This is a genomic window from Proteus sp. PR00208, from assembly GCF_016238545.1.
In the GTDB taxonomy this organism is placed as follows: domain Bacteria; phylum Pseudomonadota; class Gammaproteobacteria; order Enterobacterales; family Enterobacteriaceae; genus Proteus.
This window is the reverse complement of sequence record NZ_JAEHQE010000005.1, coordinates 147,106-164,884: the sequence shown is the minus strand read 5'-3', so window position 1 is coordinate 164,884 and position 17,779 is coordinate 147,106. Positions and strand designations below refer to the sequence as shown.

The 17,779-nt window shown below is 40.3% G+C and carries 17 protein-coding genes; 13 read left to right on the top strand and 4 right to left on the bottom strand.

Features of this window, described 5'->3' with window-relative positions:
• Positions 1–20: 20 nt before the first annotated feature.
• Positions 21–695, bottom strand: a complete 675-nt coding sequence (locus tag JEP36_RS05975; protein ID WP_100159734.1) for a CsgG/HfaB family protein — start codon at positions 693–695, stop codon at positions 21–23.
• 488 nt (positions 696–1,183) lie between these two features.
• Entirely contained in the window at positions 1,184–3,523 is a 2,340-nt protein-coding gene (locus tag JEP36_RS05970) for a Tex family protein (protein WP_198629979.1), read from the bottom strand.
• Between the two features lie 181 nt (positions 3,524–3,704).
• Here JEP36_RS05970 and greB point away from each other — a divergent pair, with 181 nt between their 5' ends.
• From greB to JEP36_RS05905, 13 genes are all read left to right on the top strand, one after another.
• Complete coding sequence (gene greB / locus JEP36_RS05965; RefSeq protein ID WP_109373684.1) at positions 3,705–4,184, top strand: transcription elongation factor GreB; 480 nt, start codon at positions 3,705–3,707, stop codon at positions 4,182–4,184.
• 149 nt (positions 4,185–4,333) lie between these two features.
• Positions 4,334–5,056 (top strand): osmolarity response regulator transcription factor OmpR, encoded by a 723-nt coding sequence (gene ompR / locus JEP36_RS05960; protein ID WP_198620084.1) that lies wholly within the window; start codon positions 4,334–4,336, stop codon positions 5,054–5,056.
• Positions 5,053–6,393, top strand: a complete 1,341-nt coding sequence (gene envZ / locus JEP36_RS05955; protein WP_198629978.1) for a two-component system sensor histidine kinase EnvZ — start codon at positions 5,053–5,055, stop codon at positions 6,391–6,393. The genes ompR and envZ overlap by 4 nt, the downstream gene beginning before the upstream one ends.
• 213 nt (positions 6,394–6,606) lie before the next feature.
• On the top strand, positions 6,607–7,647 hold the full coding sequence (gene pstS, locus JEP36_RS05950) for a phosphate ABC transporter substrate-binding protein PstS (protein ID WP_109373686.1): 1,041 nt from the start codon (positions 6,607–6,609) through the stop codon (positions 7,645–7,647).
• Between the two features lie 76 nt (positions 7,648–7,723).
• Positions 7,724–8,683, top strand: a complete 960-nt coding sequence (gene pstC / locus JEP36_RS05945; RefSeq protein WP_109373687.1) for a phosphate ABC transporter permease PstC — start codon at positions 7,724–7,726, stop codon at positions 8,681–8,683.
• A 1-nt stretch (position 8,684) separates the two neighbouring features.
• Positions 8,685–9,587, top strand: a complete 903-nt coding sequence (gene pstA / locus JEP36_RS05940; protein ID WP_109373688.1) for a phosphate ABC transporter permease PstA — start codon at positions 8,685–8,687, stop codon at positions 9,585–9,587.
• A 29-nt stretch (positions 9,588–9,616) separates the two neighbouring features.
• Positions 9,617–10,393: a phosphate ABC transporter ATP-binding protein PstB gene (pstB, locus tag JEP36_RS05935; protein WP_006534565.1), complete on the top strand. Its 777-nt coding sequence runs from the start codon at positions 9,617–9,619 to the stop codon at positions 10,391–10,393.
• A 14-nt stretch (positions 10,394–10,407) separates the two neighbouring features.
• Positions 10,408–11,142 (top strand): phosphate signaling complex protein PhoU, encoded by a 735-nt coding sequence (phoU, locus tag JEP36_RS05930; RefSeq protein ID WP_198620087.1) that lies wholly within the window; start codon positions 10,408–10,410, stop codon positions 11,140–11,142.
• A gap of 214 nt (positions 11,143–11,356) precedes the next feature.
• Positions 11,357–12,196 carry an ABC transporter substrate-binding protein gene (locus tag JEP36_RS05925; RefSeq protein ID WP_198626294.1) on the top strand — a complete coding sequence of 280 codons (840 nt, stop codon included), beginning with the start codon at positions 11,357–11,359 and terminating at the stop codon, positions 12,194–12,196.
• Positions 12,197–12,303: 107 nt separating this feature from the next.
• A complete protein-coding gene (locus JEP36_RS05920) occupies positions 12,304–13,041 on the top strand; it encodes an amino acid ABC transporter permease (RefSeq protein ID WP_198620089.1) in 738 nt (245 codons plus the stop codon).
• 2 nt (positions 13,042–13,043) lie between these two features.
• On the top strand, positions 13,044–13,796 hold the full coding sequence (locus JEP36_RS05915) for an amino acid ABC transporter permease (RefSeq protein ID WP_198626293.1): 753 nt from the start codon (positions 13,044–13,046) through the stop codon (positions 13,794–13,796).
• Positions 13,797–13,923: 127 nt separating this feature from the next.
• Positions 13,924–15,282, top strand: a complete 1,359-nt coding sequence (locus JEP36_RS05910) for an NCS2 family permease (protein WP_196534089.1) — start codon at positions 13,924–13,926, stop codon at positions 15,280–15,282.
• A gap of 80 nt (positions 15,283–15,362) precedes the next feature.
• On the top strand, positions 15,363–15,674 hold the full coding sequence (locus JEP36_RS05905) for a monooxygenase (protein ID WP_198620091.1): 312 nt from the start codon (positions 15,363–15,365) through the stop codon (positions 15,672–15,674).
• 49 nt (positions 15,675–15,723) lie between these two features.
• Here JEP36_RS05905 and JEP36_RS05900 read toward each other — a convergent pair whose 3' ends face one another.
• Together JEP36_RS05900 and JEP36_RS05895 are read right to left on the bottom strand one after the other, a co-directional pair.
• Complete coding sequence (locus JEP36_RS05900; protein ID WP_198629977.1) at positions 15,724–16,272, bottom strand: GNAT family N-acetyltransferase; 549 nt, start codon at positions 16,270–16,272, stop codon at positions 15,724–15,726.
• A gap of 2 nt (positions 16,273–16,274) precedes the next feature.
• On the bottom strand, positions 16,275–17,747 hold the full coding sequence (locus JEP36_RS05895) for a glycosyltransferase family 39 protein (protein ID WP_198629976.1): 1,473 nt from the start codon (positions 17,745–17,747) through the stop codon (positions 16,275–16,277).
• Between the last annotated feature and the right edge of the window lie 32 nt (positions 17,748–17,779).

The following is a 17,779-nucleotide window of genomic DNA, read 5'->3' as shown; positions in this document are numbered from 1 at the left end:
TATATCCTTATAAAAGCGTATTATTTTGAAGGCTGCCAAGCATTGCTCTCAATACCTGCAACTAAGTTATTAACTGCTTCACGAATAGCTAAATCAAGCACTTTACCGTTCAGTGTTGAGTCATAGCTTGCTGTTCCACCAAACCCAATGATTTCACGGTTAGAAAGCTCGTATTCACCCGCACCTTGAGATGAGAACACGACTTCTGATGTATTCACATTCACAACGTTTAAATTCACTTTTGCGTAAGCAACCTGTGTTTTACCGCGACCTAAAATACCGAATAATTGACGATCACCGACTTCTTTACGACCAAATTCTGTCACATCGCCAGTGATCACATAAGTAGCGCCTTTCAATTGTTGGCTTTGCCCTTTAATGCCGGCTTCTTCTTTTAATTCAGATAAATTGGCTCTGTCTAATACATTAAAACGCCCTGTTTGTTGTAAGTGCGTCATTAAAATAGTTTTGGATTGATTTCCTAATCTATCAACTCCATCAGAGAAGATCCCATTCATATAACTAGAACGGTTATCAAACTTACCGATAGAAATCGCGCTTTTTGCACCTGTGTAAGTCGTGTTATAGGTTGCTACTTTAGCCACTTCTAAAGAGCGTGAAGATTCTGATGCACACCCTGCTAGTAATGAAGCAGAAATCATGATCAAACCAAACGATAATTTATTTAAATTCATATTAATAACCCAATAAAGGTGAAATAAACCCATAGATATTCATTCTATTAATTGAAGTAGAGTTGATATAAACAGAAATAATACTTTTCAGTTTTAGCTCAAGGAGTCACCCTTAAAAACCTCAGTAATAATAAGGTTAAAAGGCTATCAACCCTTATTTGATAATATAAAGGCAATCGGCGATGGGGAGAATAGATGATGGATGATAAAAATAATAACAAATAAATATAGAGATAAAACAGAGAATGCTTTATCTATTATTTTTTCAATATCCCTTAAGTCAGTTTAAAATTAAACCTATAAAAAAAATGGAAGATAATTTATATTACTTTGCTATTTAATTAGTTCTTATAAATATTTTCATCTAAAGAAAACATCTAAATCATATGTAATAAAAAACGCGATATAACCAATATTGATTATATCACGCTCATTATTTTCGTTCTTTTTACTCACTAATGCGATAGCAATAAATGCACTATTAGCGATTAGCGTTTTTTCCCAAAAGCTGCTGCTAAAGCATCACCCATTGCGCTATTTCCTGCATTATTACCATTATTCATTGGCTGACGGTTATTACGAGCTGGTTTTTGCCCTTTGTTATTTCTAACAGAATTCGTGGTATTTGATGATGATGGTTTTTTATCACTATCACCCGCGACTTCATCTAAACGCATAGTCAGTGCGATGCGCTTACGAGCTAAATCAACCTCTAGAACTTTAACTTTAACAATATCTCCAGTTTTCACCACAGTATGTGGATCTTCAATAAATCGATCTGCTAAAGAAGAGATATGAACCAAGCCATCTTGGTGTACACCGATATCAACGAATGCACCGAAATTAGTCACGTTGGTCACAGTTCCTTCAAGGATCATGCCACTAACTAAGTCATTCATCGTTTCGACACCTTCAGCGAAAGTCGCCGTTTTAAACTCTGGACGTGGGTCGCGCCCTGGTTTTGCTAACTCTTTTAAAATGTCATTAATCGTTGGCAGACCAAACTGCTCTGTAATAAATGCTCTTGCATCTATTTGTGAAATTAAAGCGCTATTACCCATTAAATCATCAATTTTCTGATGGGTAGATTGCAGAATATTTTCAACAATAGGATACGCTTCAGGGTGAACCGTTGAAGCATCAAGCGGGTTTTTACCATCTCGAATACGTAGGAAACCGGCACATTGTTCAAAGGCTTTCGGCCCTAAACGTGCCACTTTGAGTAACTGTTTTCTATCAACAAAACGACCGTTTTCATCGCGCCAGCTAATAATATTTTGAGCAATAGATTGGCTAAGCCCTGCAACACGCGTTAGTAACGGTACTGATGCTGTATTTAAGTCAACACCAACACCATTCACACAGTCTTCAACGACAGTATCAAGTTTTCTCGCTAATAATGTTTGGCTAACATCATGCTGATATTGACCCACACCAATTGATTTAGGATCAATTTTTACAAGTTCAGCCAGAGGATCTTGTAAGCGACGCGCGATAGAAACCGCACCACGGATAGAAACATCTAAATCAGGGAATTCATTAGCAGCAAGCTCTGACGCTGAATATACCGATGCGCCCGCTTCACTAACAATCACTTTTTGCGCTTTCACTTCTGGATAGCGTTTTACTGTTTCAGCAAAAAATCGCTCTGTTTCACGAGACGCCGTACCATTACCAATCGCTACTAATTCAACATTATGCTTAATACATAACGCAGCTACACTTGCCGCCGCTTTATCCGCTTGTCCTGTATGTGGATAAATTGTATCTGTAGCAATTAATTTGCCGGTGCTATCAACAACTGCAACTTTAACACCTGTACGTAAACCTGGATCAAGCCCCATTGTGGCACGCATGCCAGCAGGCGCTGCCATCAACAAATCATTAAGATTACGTGCAAAAACATTAATTGCTTCTTCTTCCGCTTTTTCGCGTAGTTGGCTCATTAATTCGGTTTCAATATGCATTAAAACTTTTATACGCCAAGTCCAGCTTACGACAGCTTTACGCCAACTATCCGCAGGTTGATTATTTAAACGTAACCCTAAATGCTCTGTAACCAGTTGTTCGCCGTAGCTCTCTTTGGGTGCTTCTTCAAATTGCGGATCTGGATTAAGTGATAATTGAAGAATACCTTCGTTACGACCACGAAACATAGCTAATGCGCGGTGAGAGGGAACATTAGCGATAGGCTCATGGTGATCAAAATAATCACTAAACTTCGCCCCTTCAGCTTCTTTACCCTCAATCACTTTGGCAACAAGATGCGCATTTTTCCATAAATATTGGCGAACTTTTGCTAATAATCCCGCATCTTCTGAAAAACGTTCCATCAAAATATAACGTGCGCCATCTAAAGCGGCTTTGGTGTCATCAACACCTTTTTCTGCGTTGATATAAGCGGTTGCCGCTTCTTCTGGATTATTTTGTGGTTCATTCCACAGTAAATCCGCTAAGGGTTCTAATCCATTTTCAATCGCTATCTGACCACGAGTACGGCGCTTAGGCTTATAAGGAAGATAGAGATCTTCCAGTTCTGTTTTACTTTGAGTTTCATTAATTGAAGAGCGCAGTTCTGGTGTCAGTTTTCCTTGTTCTTCAATTGATTTTAAAATTGTTTGGCGGCGATCGTTGAGTTCCCGTAAGTAACTGAGGCGAGTTTCTAATTGACGTAATTGCGTATCATCTAATCCGCCTGTGACCTCTTTACGATAACGGGCAACAAATGGCACCGTATTCCCTTCATCCAGTAACGTTATAGCCGAAAGGACTTGCTGGGGCTTAACAGAGAGCTCATCTGCAATAATTCGGCTTAATGATTCATTCATAAAATATTTACCTACCGAGAGGAATAGTTAAAAAAGATGGCTATTATACACGCAGAGCATTAAAAAAATTTGGCAAATTTCCTATCTAGCTCGACAATTATGAGGAAATTAACAGATTATTTTAACATTCACGCTATAGTACCTTTATGAAATTCAATGTTGATGATAGTTTTTATTCGTAATGGCAAAAAGTAACTATATTACTCGTGATGGCTGGTATGCCTTAGACAAAGAGCTAAAATATCTTTGGAAAGAAGAGCGCCCGCGTGTCACACAATCGGTTTCAGAAGCAGCGGCACAAGGTGACCGTTCAGAAAATGCTGAATATATTTATGGAAAGAAGCGATTACGTGAAATTGATAGGCGTGTTCGTTTTTTATCAAAGCGTCTTGATGAACTAAAAATTGTTGACCCAGATCCTCGCCAAGAAGGAAAAGTCTATTTCGGTGCTTGGGTCACGCTTGAAGATAATGACGAAAATGTCAAAACCTTTAGGCTTGTGGGCCCCGATGAATTTGATCCAGCAAAACAGTGGATTTCTATTGATTCCCCTGTTGCCAGAGCGCTTATTGGTAAGCAAGTTGATGATGAAATTAGCGTGCAGACACCAGGCGGTGAAGTTAATTACTGCGTATTATCTATCAAATATCATTCAGAATAAGATAAATAAATAGTTTTATCCCCTTTACTAGAGCTAATGAACAAGTTTTATCTATAAATTATTAACATTTATTCTTTGGTTTTGGTTTAATATTCTTATCAATGATAGAATTCGCTAATAAAAGCATTTGCACTTCGGGAGCTTAAAAAATGCAAGAAAGTTATAAAGTGCTAATCGTGGATGATGATTTACGTCTGCGTTCACTCTTAGAGCGCTATTTGACAGAGCAGGGTTTTCAAATCCGTACTGCTGCAAACGCCGATCAGATGGATCGTCTGCTCACTCGCGAATCTATCCATCTTATTGTGCTCGATTTAATGCTTCCTGGTGAAGATGGCCTATCTATTTGCCGCCGCTTAAGAAGCCAAAACAACCCTATTCCTATTATTATGGTTACTGCGAAAGGGGAAGAGGTTGATAGAATTGTTGGACTTGAAATCGGTGCTGATGATTACATCTCAAAACCCTTTAATCCAAGAGAACTACTAGCACGTATTCGCGCAGTTCTTCGTCGTCAAGCAAATGAATTGCCTGGCGCACCTTCACAAGATAACACCATTATCTCTTTTGGTAAGTTCAAGCTAAACCTTGGTACGCGTGAAATGTTCCACGAAGAAGAGCATATGCCTCTGACAAGTGGTGAATTCGCCGTATTGAAAGTACTGGTATCTCACCCTCGTGAACCACTTTCTCGTGATAAATTAATGAGCCTTGCTCGTGGTCGTGAATACAGTGCGATGGAGCGTTCAATCGATGTCCAAATTTCACGTTTACGTCGCATGATTGAAGAGGACCCAACACATCCTCGCTATATTCAAACAGTTTGGGGACTCGGCTACGTCTTCGTTCCTGATGGAACCAGCGTTCAATGAGAAGGCTGAGGCTTTCACCCCACAATAAACTGACACGCTCGTTATTTCTGGTTATCTCGCTACTTTTTTTTAGCTTGATAGCCAGTTATATCGTTGTGCAACACCTTATTGTTGGGCCAAGCCTTCAGCAATTTAATAAAGTTTTAGCGTATGAAATACGCACTTTAATGCCTGAAGAACTGATCCTAGTAGACGGCACCCCGCTAAAAATCTCCCCTGCTTTACGCAATAAAATCTATACCGAACTCGGTATCTCTTTTTTTGATAAAGAAGCCGCGCTTGAGGAAGGGCTCTATTGGGCCAAAATCAATGATGAATTAAGTGAACAGATGTCTGAATATCTGGGAGGAAAAACAGAGATCTGGGTTGAAAACACGCTAGAATACCCTGTGCTATGGGTTAATACGCATATGTCCCCCTCACTTTGGATCCGTGTTCCACTCACTGAATTAGGGCAAAACTTCTTACTGCCTGTTTACCGACAAACGATTATTTTCATTATTATCGTTGTCGCTTTTTTCTGGCTTTATAATCGTTTTCAAAATCGCCCACTTAATGAAGTGGAGTACGCTGCGCGCCGTATCGGAAAAGGCGTTATTCCTCCTCCTATTCCTGAATCTGGCTCTTCTGAAATGCGCTCAATTATTCGTGCTTTTAACCAGATGTCATCAGGTATTCGCTCACTGGATAATGATAGAACGCTTGTTATGGCAGGTGTTAGCCATGACTTACGTACACCACTGACTCGAATTCGTCTAGCAACTGAAATGATGAGTCCCGAAGATAGTTACCTCGCAGACTCTATCAATAAAGATATCGAAGATTGTGATGCCATTATTGGGCAATTCTTAGACTATATGCGCACAGGTAAAGAGATGTCTTTAGAACTGTGTGATATGAATAATCTATTACAAGAAGTCATTTCAGCTGAATCTAATTTAGGAAAAATCAGTGAAGAACATCTTCATCCTGAACCCATTAATATCACCGCCAACCCTATTGCAGTAAAACGCGCCCTTGCCAATATGATTGTCAATGCCAATCGCTATGGTAATGGTTGGGTCAGTGTTTCGAGTGGGAAAAATGAAGAATATGCATGGTTTCAAGTAGAAGATGATGGCCCTGGTATTCCACAAGAAGATAGACAACGTCTTTTCCAACCTTTTGTTCAGGGCGAACAAGCTCGAAGCTCAACGGGTGCGGGTTTAGGATTATCCATTATTCGCCGTATCATGGATGCCCACGGCGGCTATGTTGAACTTGATGATAGCGTTAAAGGCGGATTATTAATTCGAGCTAACTTCCCATTAAAAGAACGTGAAGACGAGAATGATTAGCCCACTCTATTTCAAATATTGAAGTGCATTTTATTACACCATTTCTATTCTCATTTCTCTCCTCCTATAAATATTTCATCATTTTTTCGCTTTGTCATAAAACTGTCACAATTAAGACATTTAATTGTCATCAAACTGACCTATTGTCTGTGCGTACCGTAACCGAAGTTGATAGATGTCGAAAATTATTCTACCTATCCCACAGGAGGGATTATGAAACTGATGCGTACCACCCTGACTAGTGTCATTGCCGCTGCGTTTTCAATGACCGCTCTTTCTGCACAGGCAACGACCTCACTGACTGGTGCTGGCGCAACGTTCCCTGCCCCAGTTTATGCTAAATGGGCAGATTCCTATCAGAAAGAAACGGGTAACAAAATTAACTACCAAGGCATTGGCTCCTCTGGTGGTGTTAAACAAATCATTGCAAATACCGTTGATTTTGGTGCTTCTGATGCGCCATTAGCAGACGACAAATTACAAGCTGACGGTTTATTCCAATTCCCTACCGTGATTGGTGGCGTTGTTATGGCAGTCAATATTCCTGGTATCAAATCAGGTGAACTGACCTTAGATGGCGACACTATCGGTAATATCTATCTAGGCAAGATCCAGAAATGGAATGACCCTGCCATTACAAAACTCAATCCAGGCGTAAAATTACCAGACCAAAATATCGCGGTTATTCGCCGTGCTGATGGTTCAGGTACATCATTCGTTTTCACTAGCTACTTATCAAAAGTAAATAGTGCATGGAAAGATGAAGTAGGCGCAGGCTCTACCGTAAAATGGCCGACAGGCTTAGGTGGAAAAGGGAATGATGGTATCGCGGCATTCGTTCAACGTGTACCAGGTTCAATTGGTTATGTTGAATATGCTTACGCGAAACAAAACAATCTTGCTTATACTAAATTAGTCACAGCTGATGGCGAGGCAATCGCACCAACAGCTGACAGTTTTAGTGCCGCAGCAAGAAAAATTGATTGGAGCAAAAGCTTTGCACAAGACCTGACTAACCAGAAAGGTGAAAACGCATGGCCGATTACTTCAACCACCTTTATCTTAGTGCATCAAACACAAAAAGATGCCGTAAAAGGTAAAGAAGTACTGAATTTCTTCAACTGGGCTTACGACAAAGGTAATCAGGAAGCGAAAAACCTAGATTACGCAGTATTGCCAACCGAAGTTGTAGAGCAAATTCGTGCAGCATGGAAAACAAGTATCAAAGACAGTAATGGTAAACCGATTTACTAATAAAACGGCAACCATTAAGAGATAAGTTAACGTTCACCCCCTGACAAACAGGGGGTAATAAATTAAAAGAGGCTTTATGGCCGAGCACACAACGGTAATAAAGGCCCCTAGTAAACGAGGGGACGTTATTTTCAGCGCACTAGTTCGCCTAGCTGCGTTGATTACGCTTTTGCTTTTAACAGGTATCATTGTTTCACTGATTTTCGCCTCATGGCCAAGTATTCAACAATTCGGCCTTTCATTCTTATGGTCGAAAGAGTGGGATCCTCCTGCACAGGAATTTGGTGCATTAGTGCCTATTTACGGCACCATTGTGACCTCGATAATCGCATTGGTTATTGCGGTGCCTGTCAGTTTTGGTATCGCCCTTTTCTTAACCGAATTAGCGCCTAACTGGTTAAAACGCCCATTAGGTATTGCTATCGAGTTACTCGCCGCTATTCCTAGTATTGTTTATGGTATGTGGGGGCTGTTTGTCTTCGCACCACTCTTTGCAACCTATTTCCAAGAGCCTGTAGGTAATGTGATGTCCTCCATTCCTATCGTTGGCGAGCTTTTCTCTGGCCCTGCTTTTGGTATTGGTATCTTAGCTGCGGGTGTTATCCTCGCTATCATGATCATTCCTTATATTGCTTCTGTGATGCGTGATGTGTTTGAACAGACTCCCGTTATGATGAAAGAATCTGCCTACGGCATTGGCTGTACAACATGGGAAGTGATTTGGAATATCGTTCTGCCTTATACCCGTAATGGGGTGATTGGTGGTGTTATGTTGGGATTAGGTCGCGCCTTAGGTGAAACCATGGCGGTAACCTTTATCATCGGTAATACCTACCAATTAGATTCAGCCTCACTGTTTATGCCAGGTAACAGTATTACCTCTGCATTAGCCAACGAATTTGCGGAAGCCGAAACGGGGTTACATACTGCGGCATTGATGGAATTAGGGCTTATCTTGTTTGTCATTACCTTTATCGTCCTTGCGATTTCTAAGTTTATGACATTACGTTTATCTAAGAATGAAGGAGCGCGTTAATATGTCCAAAACATCCTCTTCTTCATTACAAGTTCAAACAGAAAGTGAATTGCGTGTACGCCATAAACGCCAACTTTGGCGCCGTCAAAAAAACCGTATCGCGCTGTTTTTATCAGTCTCTACCATGGCATTTGGTCTTTTTTGGTTAACGTGGATTTTATTCTCTACGTTCACAAAAGGCTTTGATGGCATGTCGTTAGCCCTTTTTACTGAAATGACGCCTCCGCCAAATACTGATGGTGGTGGATTGGCGAACGCCATTGTCGGTAGTGGATTACTAATTTTATGGGCGACAGTTATTGGAACACCGTTAGGTATTCTTGCAGGGATTTATCTTGCTGAATATGGTCGTCGTTCATGGCTTGCTGAAACTACCCGTTTTATTAACGATATTTTGCTGTCAGCACCATCAATCGTTGTCGGACTCTTTGTCTACACCATTGTTGTTGCACAGATGCAGCACTTTTCAGGATGGGCTGGAATTATCGCATTAGCGTTACTGCAAATTCCTATTGTTATTCGTACCACTGAAAATATGTTGAAGTTAGTGCCAGATAGCTTGCGTGAAGCCGCTTACGCATTAGGCACACCAAAGTGGAAGATGATCTCTAAAATCACCTTAAAAGCCTCGGTATCAGGCATTATCACAGGTGTATTATTAGCGATTGCACGTATTGCAGGTGAAACTGCCCCACTGTTATTTACTTCACTATCAAATCAATTCTGGAGCACAGACTTAAACGAACCGATAGCTAACTTACCTGTGACTATCTTTAAGTTCGCCATGAGTCCTTTTGCACAATGGCAAGAGCTTGCTTGGGCTGGCGTATTACTTATCACCCTCTGTGTTCTATTTATCAATATTATTGCGCGCGTGCTGTTTGCTAAACGCAAGCACGGTTAACGCAGAAAGTTAAGCAAGAGAGACGTTGAATGATTATGGCTAATGATAACGCAGGAAATAAAATTCAAGTTCGTGATTTGAACTTCTACTACGGTAAATTCCATGCGCTGAAAAATATCTCTTTAGATATTGCCAAAAATAAGGTGACGGCATTTATCGGCCCTTCTGGCTGTGGTAAATCGACCTTACTGCGTACTTTTAATAAAATGTATGAGCTTTATGGTGAACAACGTGCTGAAGGTGAAATTCTGTTAGATGGCAACAATATCCTGACAGATAAGCAAGATATCGCACTATTACGCGCCAAAGTTGGGATGGTATTCCAAAAGCCAACACCATTCCCAATGTCGATTTATGACAATATTGCCTTTGGTGTCCGCTTATTTGAAAAGCTCTCTCGTGCTGATATGGATGAGCGCGTTCAATGGGCGTTGACCAAAGCCGCATTATGGAACGAAACCAAAGATAAATTACATCAGAGTGGATATAGTCTCTCTGGTGGTCAGCAACAGCGTTTATGCATCGCTCGTGGTATCGCAATCCGTCCTGAAGTTTTATTACTGGATGAACCTTGTTCTGCTCTCGACCCTATCTCTACTGGTCGTATAGAGGAGCTGATTAGTGAACTCAAATCAGAATATACCGTGGTTATCGTGACACATAACATGCAACAAGCCGCACGTTGTTCTGATTACACTGCATTTATGTATTTAGGCGAATTAATCGAGTTTAGCGATACGGATACGTTATTTACGCGTCCTGCGAAAAAACAAACTGAAGATTACATCACTGGGCGTTATGGCTGATAACGAGGCAATTAATGGATAATTTAAATCACAATAAGCATATTTCTGGTCAATTTAATGCTGAGTTAGAGCATATCCGCACTGAGCTTATGGTTATGGGGGGGCTTGTTGAAGAGCAACTGAAAAAAGCCATTATGGCAATGCATAACCAAGACCAAGCCTTGGCAAATGAAGTGATCCAAGGTGACCATAACGTTAATATGATGGAAGTCGCCATTGATGATGCGTGTATGCGAATTATTGCTAAGCGTCAACCAACAGCGAGTGACTTACGTTTAATTATGGCAATATCAAAAACGATCGCTGAATTAGAACGTATTGGTGATGTTGCTGAAAAAATCTGTAAAACTGCGCTTGAAAAGTTTTCACACCAGCATCAACCTCTGCTTGTGAGCTTAGAATCGTTAGGTCAACACGCCATACAAATGCTGCACGATGTTCTTGATGCTTTTGCCCGTATGGATGTCGATGAAGCAGTGCGTATCTATCGTGAAGATGAAAAAATTGATAATGAGTATGAAGGTATCGTCCGCCAGTTAATGACTTATATGATGGAAGATCCTCGCACCATTCCAAGTGTGCTAACCGCTTTATTTTGTGCTCGTTCTATTGAACGTATTGGCGATCGTTGCCAGAACATTTGTGAATTTATTTTCTATTACGTGAAAGGTCATGATTTCCGCCATCTTGGTGGTGATCAAGTAGAAAGAATGCTGACAAAAAACGACGACAACAACACCTCTAAATAAATTTCTCCCTCTTTTTCTTCTCTTCAAAACAGCGACGTTTATGTCGCTGTTTTTTTATTCTCTCATAAATTAATACCGTTCTAGCTCAACGCTTTTTCTCACCTTATTCCTTAAAAGCATATCGATATCAATTTTTATTATTTTATGAACTTAGATCAACTTGATAGCGTGATATCCAACATAACGATGATAATTCTTTTTCTTTGGGGTGAATATGAAATTACGTGTTTTGGTAACCGCATTAATTGCAGGCTCTGTGCTTTTCTCTGGTATTGCAAAAGCAGATAAACTCGATGATATAAAAAAAGCAGGTGTAGTACGTATCGCGATTTTTGATAGCAATCCTCCTTTTGGCTTTATTGATCCTCAAACCAAAAAACTCGCAGGTTATGATGCGGATATCGCCAACGAGATCGCCAAAGATTTAGGTGTAAAACTGGAACTACGTCCAACTAATCCAGCAAACCGTATTCCACTGTTAAGCTCAAAAAAAGTCGATTTGATCGCGGCTAACTTCACCATCACGGATGAACGCGCTAAACAAGTCGATTTCTCTGTACCTTACTTTGCAACAGGGCAAAAATTCATTGCACGCAAAGGTGTTTTAACCAAACCTGAACAAATCCACTCACTGCGTATTGGTGCTGATAAAGGTACCGTACAAGAAATCACTTTACGTGAACGCTATCCTGACACCAAAGTTATCTCTTATGACGATACACCACTCGCTTTCGCTGCATTACGCAATGGTAACGTACAAGCTATCACGCAAGATGATGCAAAACTCGTGGGTTTATTAGCAAATTTACCTGATGCTGTAAAAACTGACTTTGAAATCTCACCGTTTAGCATTACGCGTGAATACCAAGCGGTAGCCGCCGCTAAAGGCGAAGATCGCTTAATCAACGAAATCAACAACACGCTATTAAGATTAGAAAAAGAAGGCAAAGCAGGCGAAATCTACAATCGTTGGTTTGGCCCTGAAACAAAATCAGCGCAACCTCGTGGCGATTTCAAATTTGCTCCATTATCAGAGCAAACACCACAATCTTGATCCTTAAAGCGTAATAACTTTCTTCTCTCATTAAAAACAAAGTTATTCCTTTATTAAAACACCTACCCCGCTTCTGCGGGGTTTGGTGTCTGCAATAGGTTTATTATATGTTTGAGCAATTTCTTTCACATTACCTTCTTGAGCCACACTATTTAAGCTGGCTTTGGAACGGTTTTCTAATCACCTTGCTTATCTCTTTTTGGACTATTGTCATTGCAACATTAATGAGCTTTGCCCTCAGTGCTGCAAGAGATAGCGCTTTTGTACCATTACGCTGGTTGGCCACTGCTTATACTTCACTGTTCCGTAATACACCACTGTTAGTGCAGTTGTTCTTCTGGTATTTCGCATCAGGAGAAATTCTGCCGCAAAGTGCCATGATGTGGCTAAATACGCCTCATGAAATTTCCTTTCTAGGATTAACGCTTGCTTGGCCTTCTTTTGAGTTTTTAGCTGGCATTGTAGGTCTGACATTTTACTCAACCCCATTTATTGCCGAAGAGCTAAGAGCCGGTATTCAAGGTGTTAAACAAGGGCAAAAATATGCCTCTTTAGCACTAGGGTTAACACAGTGGCAATCTATGCGTTATGTGATTTTACCTCAAGCCTTTCGTATTGCTCTGCCTCCTTTGCTGGGTCAATACATGAATGTGATAAAAAACTCATCACTGACTATGGCTATTGGTGTTGCGGAGCTTTCTTACGCATCAAGACAAGTTGAAACCGAATCATTACGTACCTTTGAAGCCTTTGGTGTCGCAACCATTCTTTATATTGCAGCAATAGCCTTGATGGAAGCGTGGGGACAATGGCATCAGCAACGTAAATTAGCACAAGGGTATTAAATATGGACTTTACTGTTATTGCTGATAACTGGCAGTACCTACTCTTCGGCGCTTATCCTGACGGGCCTTTAGAAGGCGCAGCGCTGACCGTCTTTATCAGTATCATTGCGGGTATTGCATCTATTATTTTGGGTACATTGGGTGGTATTGCACTGGCTATGCTCAGAGGTGTATGGGTTAACCTTTTTGCGGCTTTTTTAGGCTTTTTCCGTGCTATTCCTGTGATTATGTTGATATTTTGGGTCTATTTTCTATTGCCCGTTGTATTGGGAATGGAAATTCCTGAAATCACGACCGTGATTTGTGCTCTCGCGTTGATTACATCGTCTTATATTGCGCACGGTGTCAAAGCGGGTATTTTGGCAATAGGGAAAGGGCAATGGCAGGCAGGATTATCTTTAGGATTTAATCGTTGGCAAGTCCTATGGCATATCGTATTACCGCAAGCATTGCGAATGATGGTGCCTTCATTTATAAATCAGTGGATAGCCTTAATTAAAGATACTTCATTAGCCTATGTGGTGGGTGTAGGTGAACTTTCTTTCTTAGCAACACAAGTTAATAATCGCAGCATGGTTTATCCAATGGAAGTCTTTCTATTTGTGGCCTTCATCTATTTTGTTCTCTGTTTCTCATTAGAAATTATTGCCAACAAAATAGCCAAATTATTTTCAACACAAAAAGAGAAACGTCCTTTTTGGCAAATAATCTTTCCTGTTAAAAAACAGAAATTCATTGAGAAACGTTTAGGTTAATCACTCAAAAGCACTCATTTTCTAGATTTCATCCCTTACAGACGCAATCGATTACTTTTTTAGGTGCGGTTCTGGTTTTATTTGTGTAGGATAAAGCGAAAAACATTTTTTTTGGGATCTTTTGTCTATGAGCATGTCATCACCAAATTCTGGTTCACAGGGTTTGCTCCAACGTGTGTTTAAGCTACAAGAACACGGTACAAACGCTCGCACTGAACTAATTGCGGGTATCACGACTTTCTTAACGATGGTTTATATTATCTTCGTTAACCCTCAAATCCTCGCTGCTGCGAATATGGATATCAAAGCCGTCTTCGTGACGACCTGCTTAATTGCAGCTTTCGGCAGTATTTTAATGGGACTCGTTGCAAATTTACCTATTGCGGTTGCCCCTGCAATGGGTCTAAACGCCTTCTTTGCCTTTGTCGTCGTTGGCGCAATGGGCTATTCATGGGAAGTCGCGATGGGTGCGATTTTCTGGGGTGCAGTAGGACTATTTTTACTGACCCTCTTTCGTATTCGTTATTGGATAATTGCCCATATCCCATTGAGTTTACGTGTTGGTATTACGAGCGGTATCGGGCTGTTTATCGCCATGATGGGGCTAAAAAACTCGGGTATTATTATTCCGAATAATGACACCATCGTCACTATTGGTAACTTTGCCTCTCATAACGTGTTATTAGGTGCCTTAGGCTTTTTTATTATCGCCATTCTTGCCGCACGTAATATTCACGCCGCAATTCTTATCTCAATTGTTATCACCACTGTTATTGGTCTTCTCTTAGGGGATGTTCAATATCAAGGCATCTTTGCTATGCCGCCTTCTATCACCACTGTTGTTGGCAAAGTGGATATTGTCGGTGCTTTAGATATTGGTCTTTCTGGTGTTATTTTTGCCTTTATGTTGGTTAACTTATTTGACTCATCAGGCACATTAATTGGTGTAACAGATAAAGCGGGTCTAACCGATGACAAAGGCAAGTTTCCACGCATGAAACAAGCGTTATACGTCGATAGCTTAAGTTCTGTTGCAGGCTCTGCAATGGGTACATCTTCTGTCACTGCCTTTATCGAAAGCACTTCAGGGGTTTCTGTTGGTGGCCGTACAGGCTTAACCGCGGTTGTTGTTGGTATTCTTTTCCTACTCGCTATCTTCCTATCACCACTTGCAGGCATGGTGCCAAGCTACGCAACGGCTGGTGCATTGATTTATGTGGGTGTGTTAATGACATCAAGTTTAACGCGCGTGAAATGGGATGACTTAACAGAATCAGTTCCTGCCTTTATCACTGCGGTAATGATGCCATTTAGCTTCTCAATCACCGAAGGTATTGCGCTTGGTTTTATTGCCTATTGTGTGATGAAAATAGGGACTTTCCGCTGGAAAGAAATTAACCTGTGTGTTGTGATTGTTTCACTACTGTTTATTTTAAAAATATTACTGATTGATACTCATGTTATTGATTTGAATAATTTATTCTAATACTCAATAAATTAAGATCATTATGATACAGACAAAACGGCACCAATAACGTGCCGTTTTTTATAAGAAAAGAGGTGATTATGCACGTGCTTCTACAAGTAGATTTCCCGTATCATGGCCCTTTCGGTGATGAAATGACACAAGCCATGGATACATTATCTGCATCAATCAACCAAGAGCCTGGCTTTATTTGGAAAATTTGGACTGAAAATAAAGAAACACAAAAAGCGGGAGGTATTTATCTTTTTGATTCAAAAGAAAACGCTCAAGCTTATTTAGATAAACACAGTGCTCGATTAAAATCTTTTGGTATTCCAGAAGTACGTGGTGATATTTTTTCAGTAAATCAGGCGTTAAGCTTAAAAAATCAAGCCTCTTTTTTGGCTAAGTAGCGACAAGCACAAGTGTTATATCTCACTTGTGCCTTTCTATTTTCTGCAATTACTCTACTTTGATGGGCAATAACAACCCAAAAATAGCAGAATCAGACACTTCATCACCCACAATCCAACGCTGTTTAAGATACCCTTCTTGTTCAAAACCTAATTTCGCTAACAACGCAGCTGATGCTTTATTATCTGGGTGGATATCCGCTTCTAAACGGCGAACAGATAGATGTGTATGGAGATACTCAATAAACGCCACCATAGCTTCTTTCATCATGCCTTTTCCTTGATAAATTGTATCAAGGCAATACCCTATTTCACCACGTCGTGAATTAGGATAATGGTTAAAGAAAACACACATTCCCATTAATGTATGTGTTGCCTTATCAATTACCGCTAAGCGCAGATACTCTTTTCTTTCCATATGAGTGATATCTTGAATAATATCTTCCTGCGCTTCTTGCAGTGATTGCCAAGGGAGATGGCTCCTGTAGCGCGTCACTTCAGGTGAACTCATGATCTTAAACCAATCTTCAGCATCCCCCATTTCAAAGGGACGCAATATCAATCTTTCTGTTTCGACCCGAATATCAGCGTAACGCATCTCTACTTTTCCTTATGTGTTTTGGGAGCCACAAAAGCAATACAAACTGGCTCAGTAATGGCATCTGGTTCAGCACGGAACATTATCTCTTGAGTATCGGTTATTTTTAAACTCGGCCAGTACTTTAATCCTTCATCAAAATGTGCTTTTTCACAGTAATAACCAACTTCACTCACCAATACGACACCTTTTTCTTCTAATTGTTGAAGTGTAATATGTCGATTATAAATATTAGGAGGTTGCACATTCTCTTCTAACACCCAAGGCTGTGAAGATAATGGTCTATCTTTACCATAAAAAGTCACCCATTCATGCATATACTCACCGCCCACATACGCAAGTGGCGTGTGATAATGTTGATGCCAAGCTTGTTCAACATCTTGCACAAAGTTTTTTACGCCAATAAATTTTTGTCCTGCATTACGCACATTAGCGGCTTGAACGACTGTATAACCAGAAACAACCAACATACCAAAAACACCTAAACCATACAGTGCGCCACGTAATGAACGTTTAGGCATTACACTAATTGAGCCCACAAAAAGTGCAGTCGCAATCGACATAAAGGGTTGTAACCACTCGCTGATACGCCCCCCTTCATGAAAACTAAACCAGATAAAAATAATCGTTAATGGAAACAGAAAAATAAAATTGAGTAATTGGCTATCTTTAGAAGCAGACCAACTTACACGTCCACCATAAAAACGTAAAATTCCCCACATTAAAACCACAGGGTAAAAAACGGTCAGCGCAGCACGCGTTGTACGTAAATTAAAACGATTTTCAATTTGTGAGTCGACCCACTTAAACGCTGCAAAGTCGGTTTGCCATAACCAAATAAAATTGGGAATAACAAAAGCAAACCAAATAGCTAATGCTAAATAGAAATAAGGAGAACAATAGCTTGTTCGAACTTTAGGCACAAAAAGGCTTGATAAAAACACAGAACCGATAAAAGCTAATGATGAATACTTCCCCATTGTGGCAATGCCCATAGCGATAGCGAAGCCAATCCAATACTTTTGATTATCATTAATCGCACAAAGGAAAAAATAGAACGCCCATGCCCAACAACCAACTAGAATATAGTTATCGTTATAAGGGATAATATCAAAGTTGATAACACCAGATAAATTAAGCGCCAACATAGCAAACCAAGCTAAGTTCGTATTTTGTGTCAACTTGTAGGCTAAGTTCCAAACGCCTAGTAGCCCAACAGCAATGACAATAAAGTGGATAAAATACCAATAAAAGCTAAAATCGATACCGCCGTAAATAGCGGGTGTCATTATAAAACCCACAAACCAAGGATTTTTGGGGGAGCCCCACCCTCCGTTAGTGCCCCAATTGACAGCCTCAACGGCATCATAAGGCACGGTAGGGTCAAAGAGATAACTCACTAAGATCCAAAGAGTCGCATAACCAATAACCCACCAATATACTGGTTTACGTAATTGTGCAGATGATAATGTCATAATAAATAGAAATTTAAGTTAATTAATTTAAT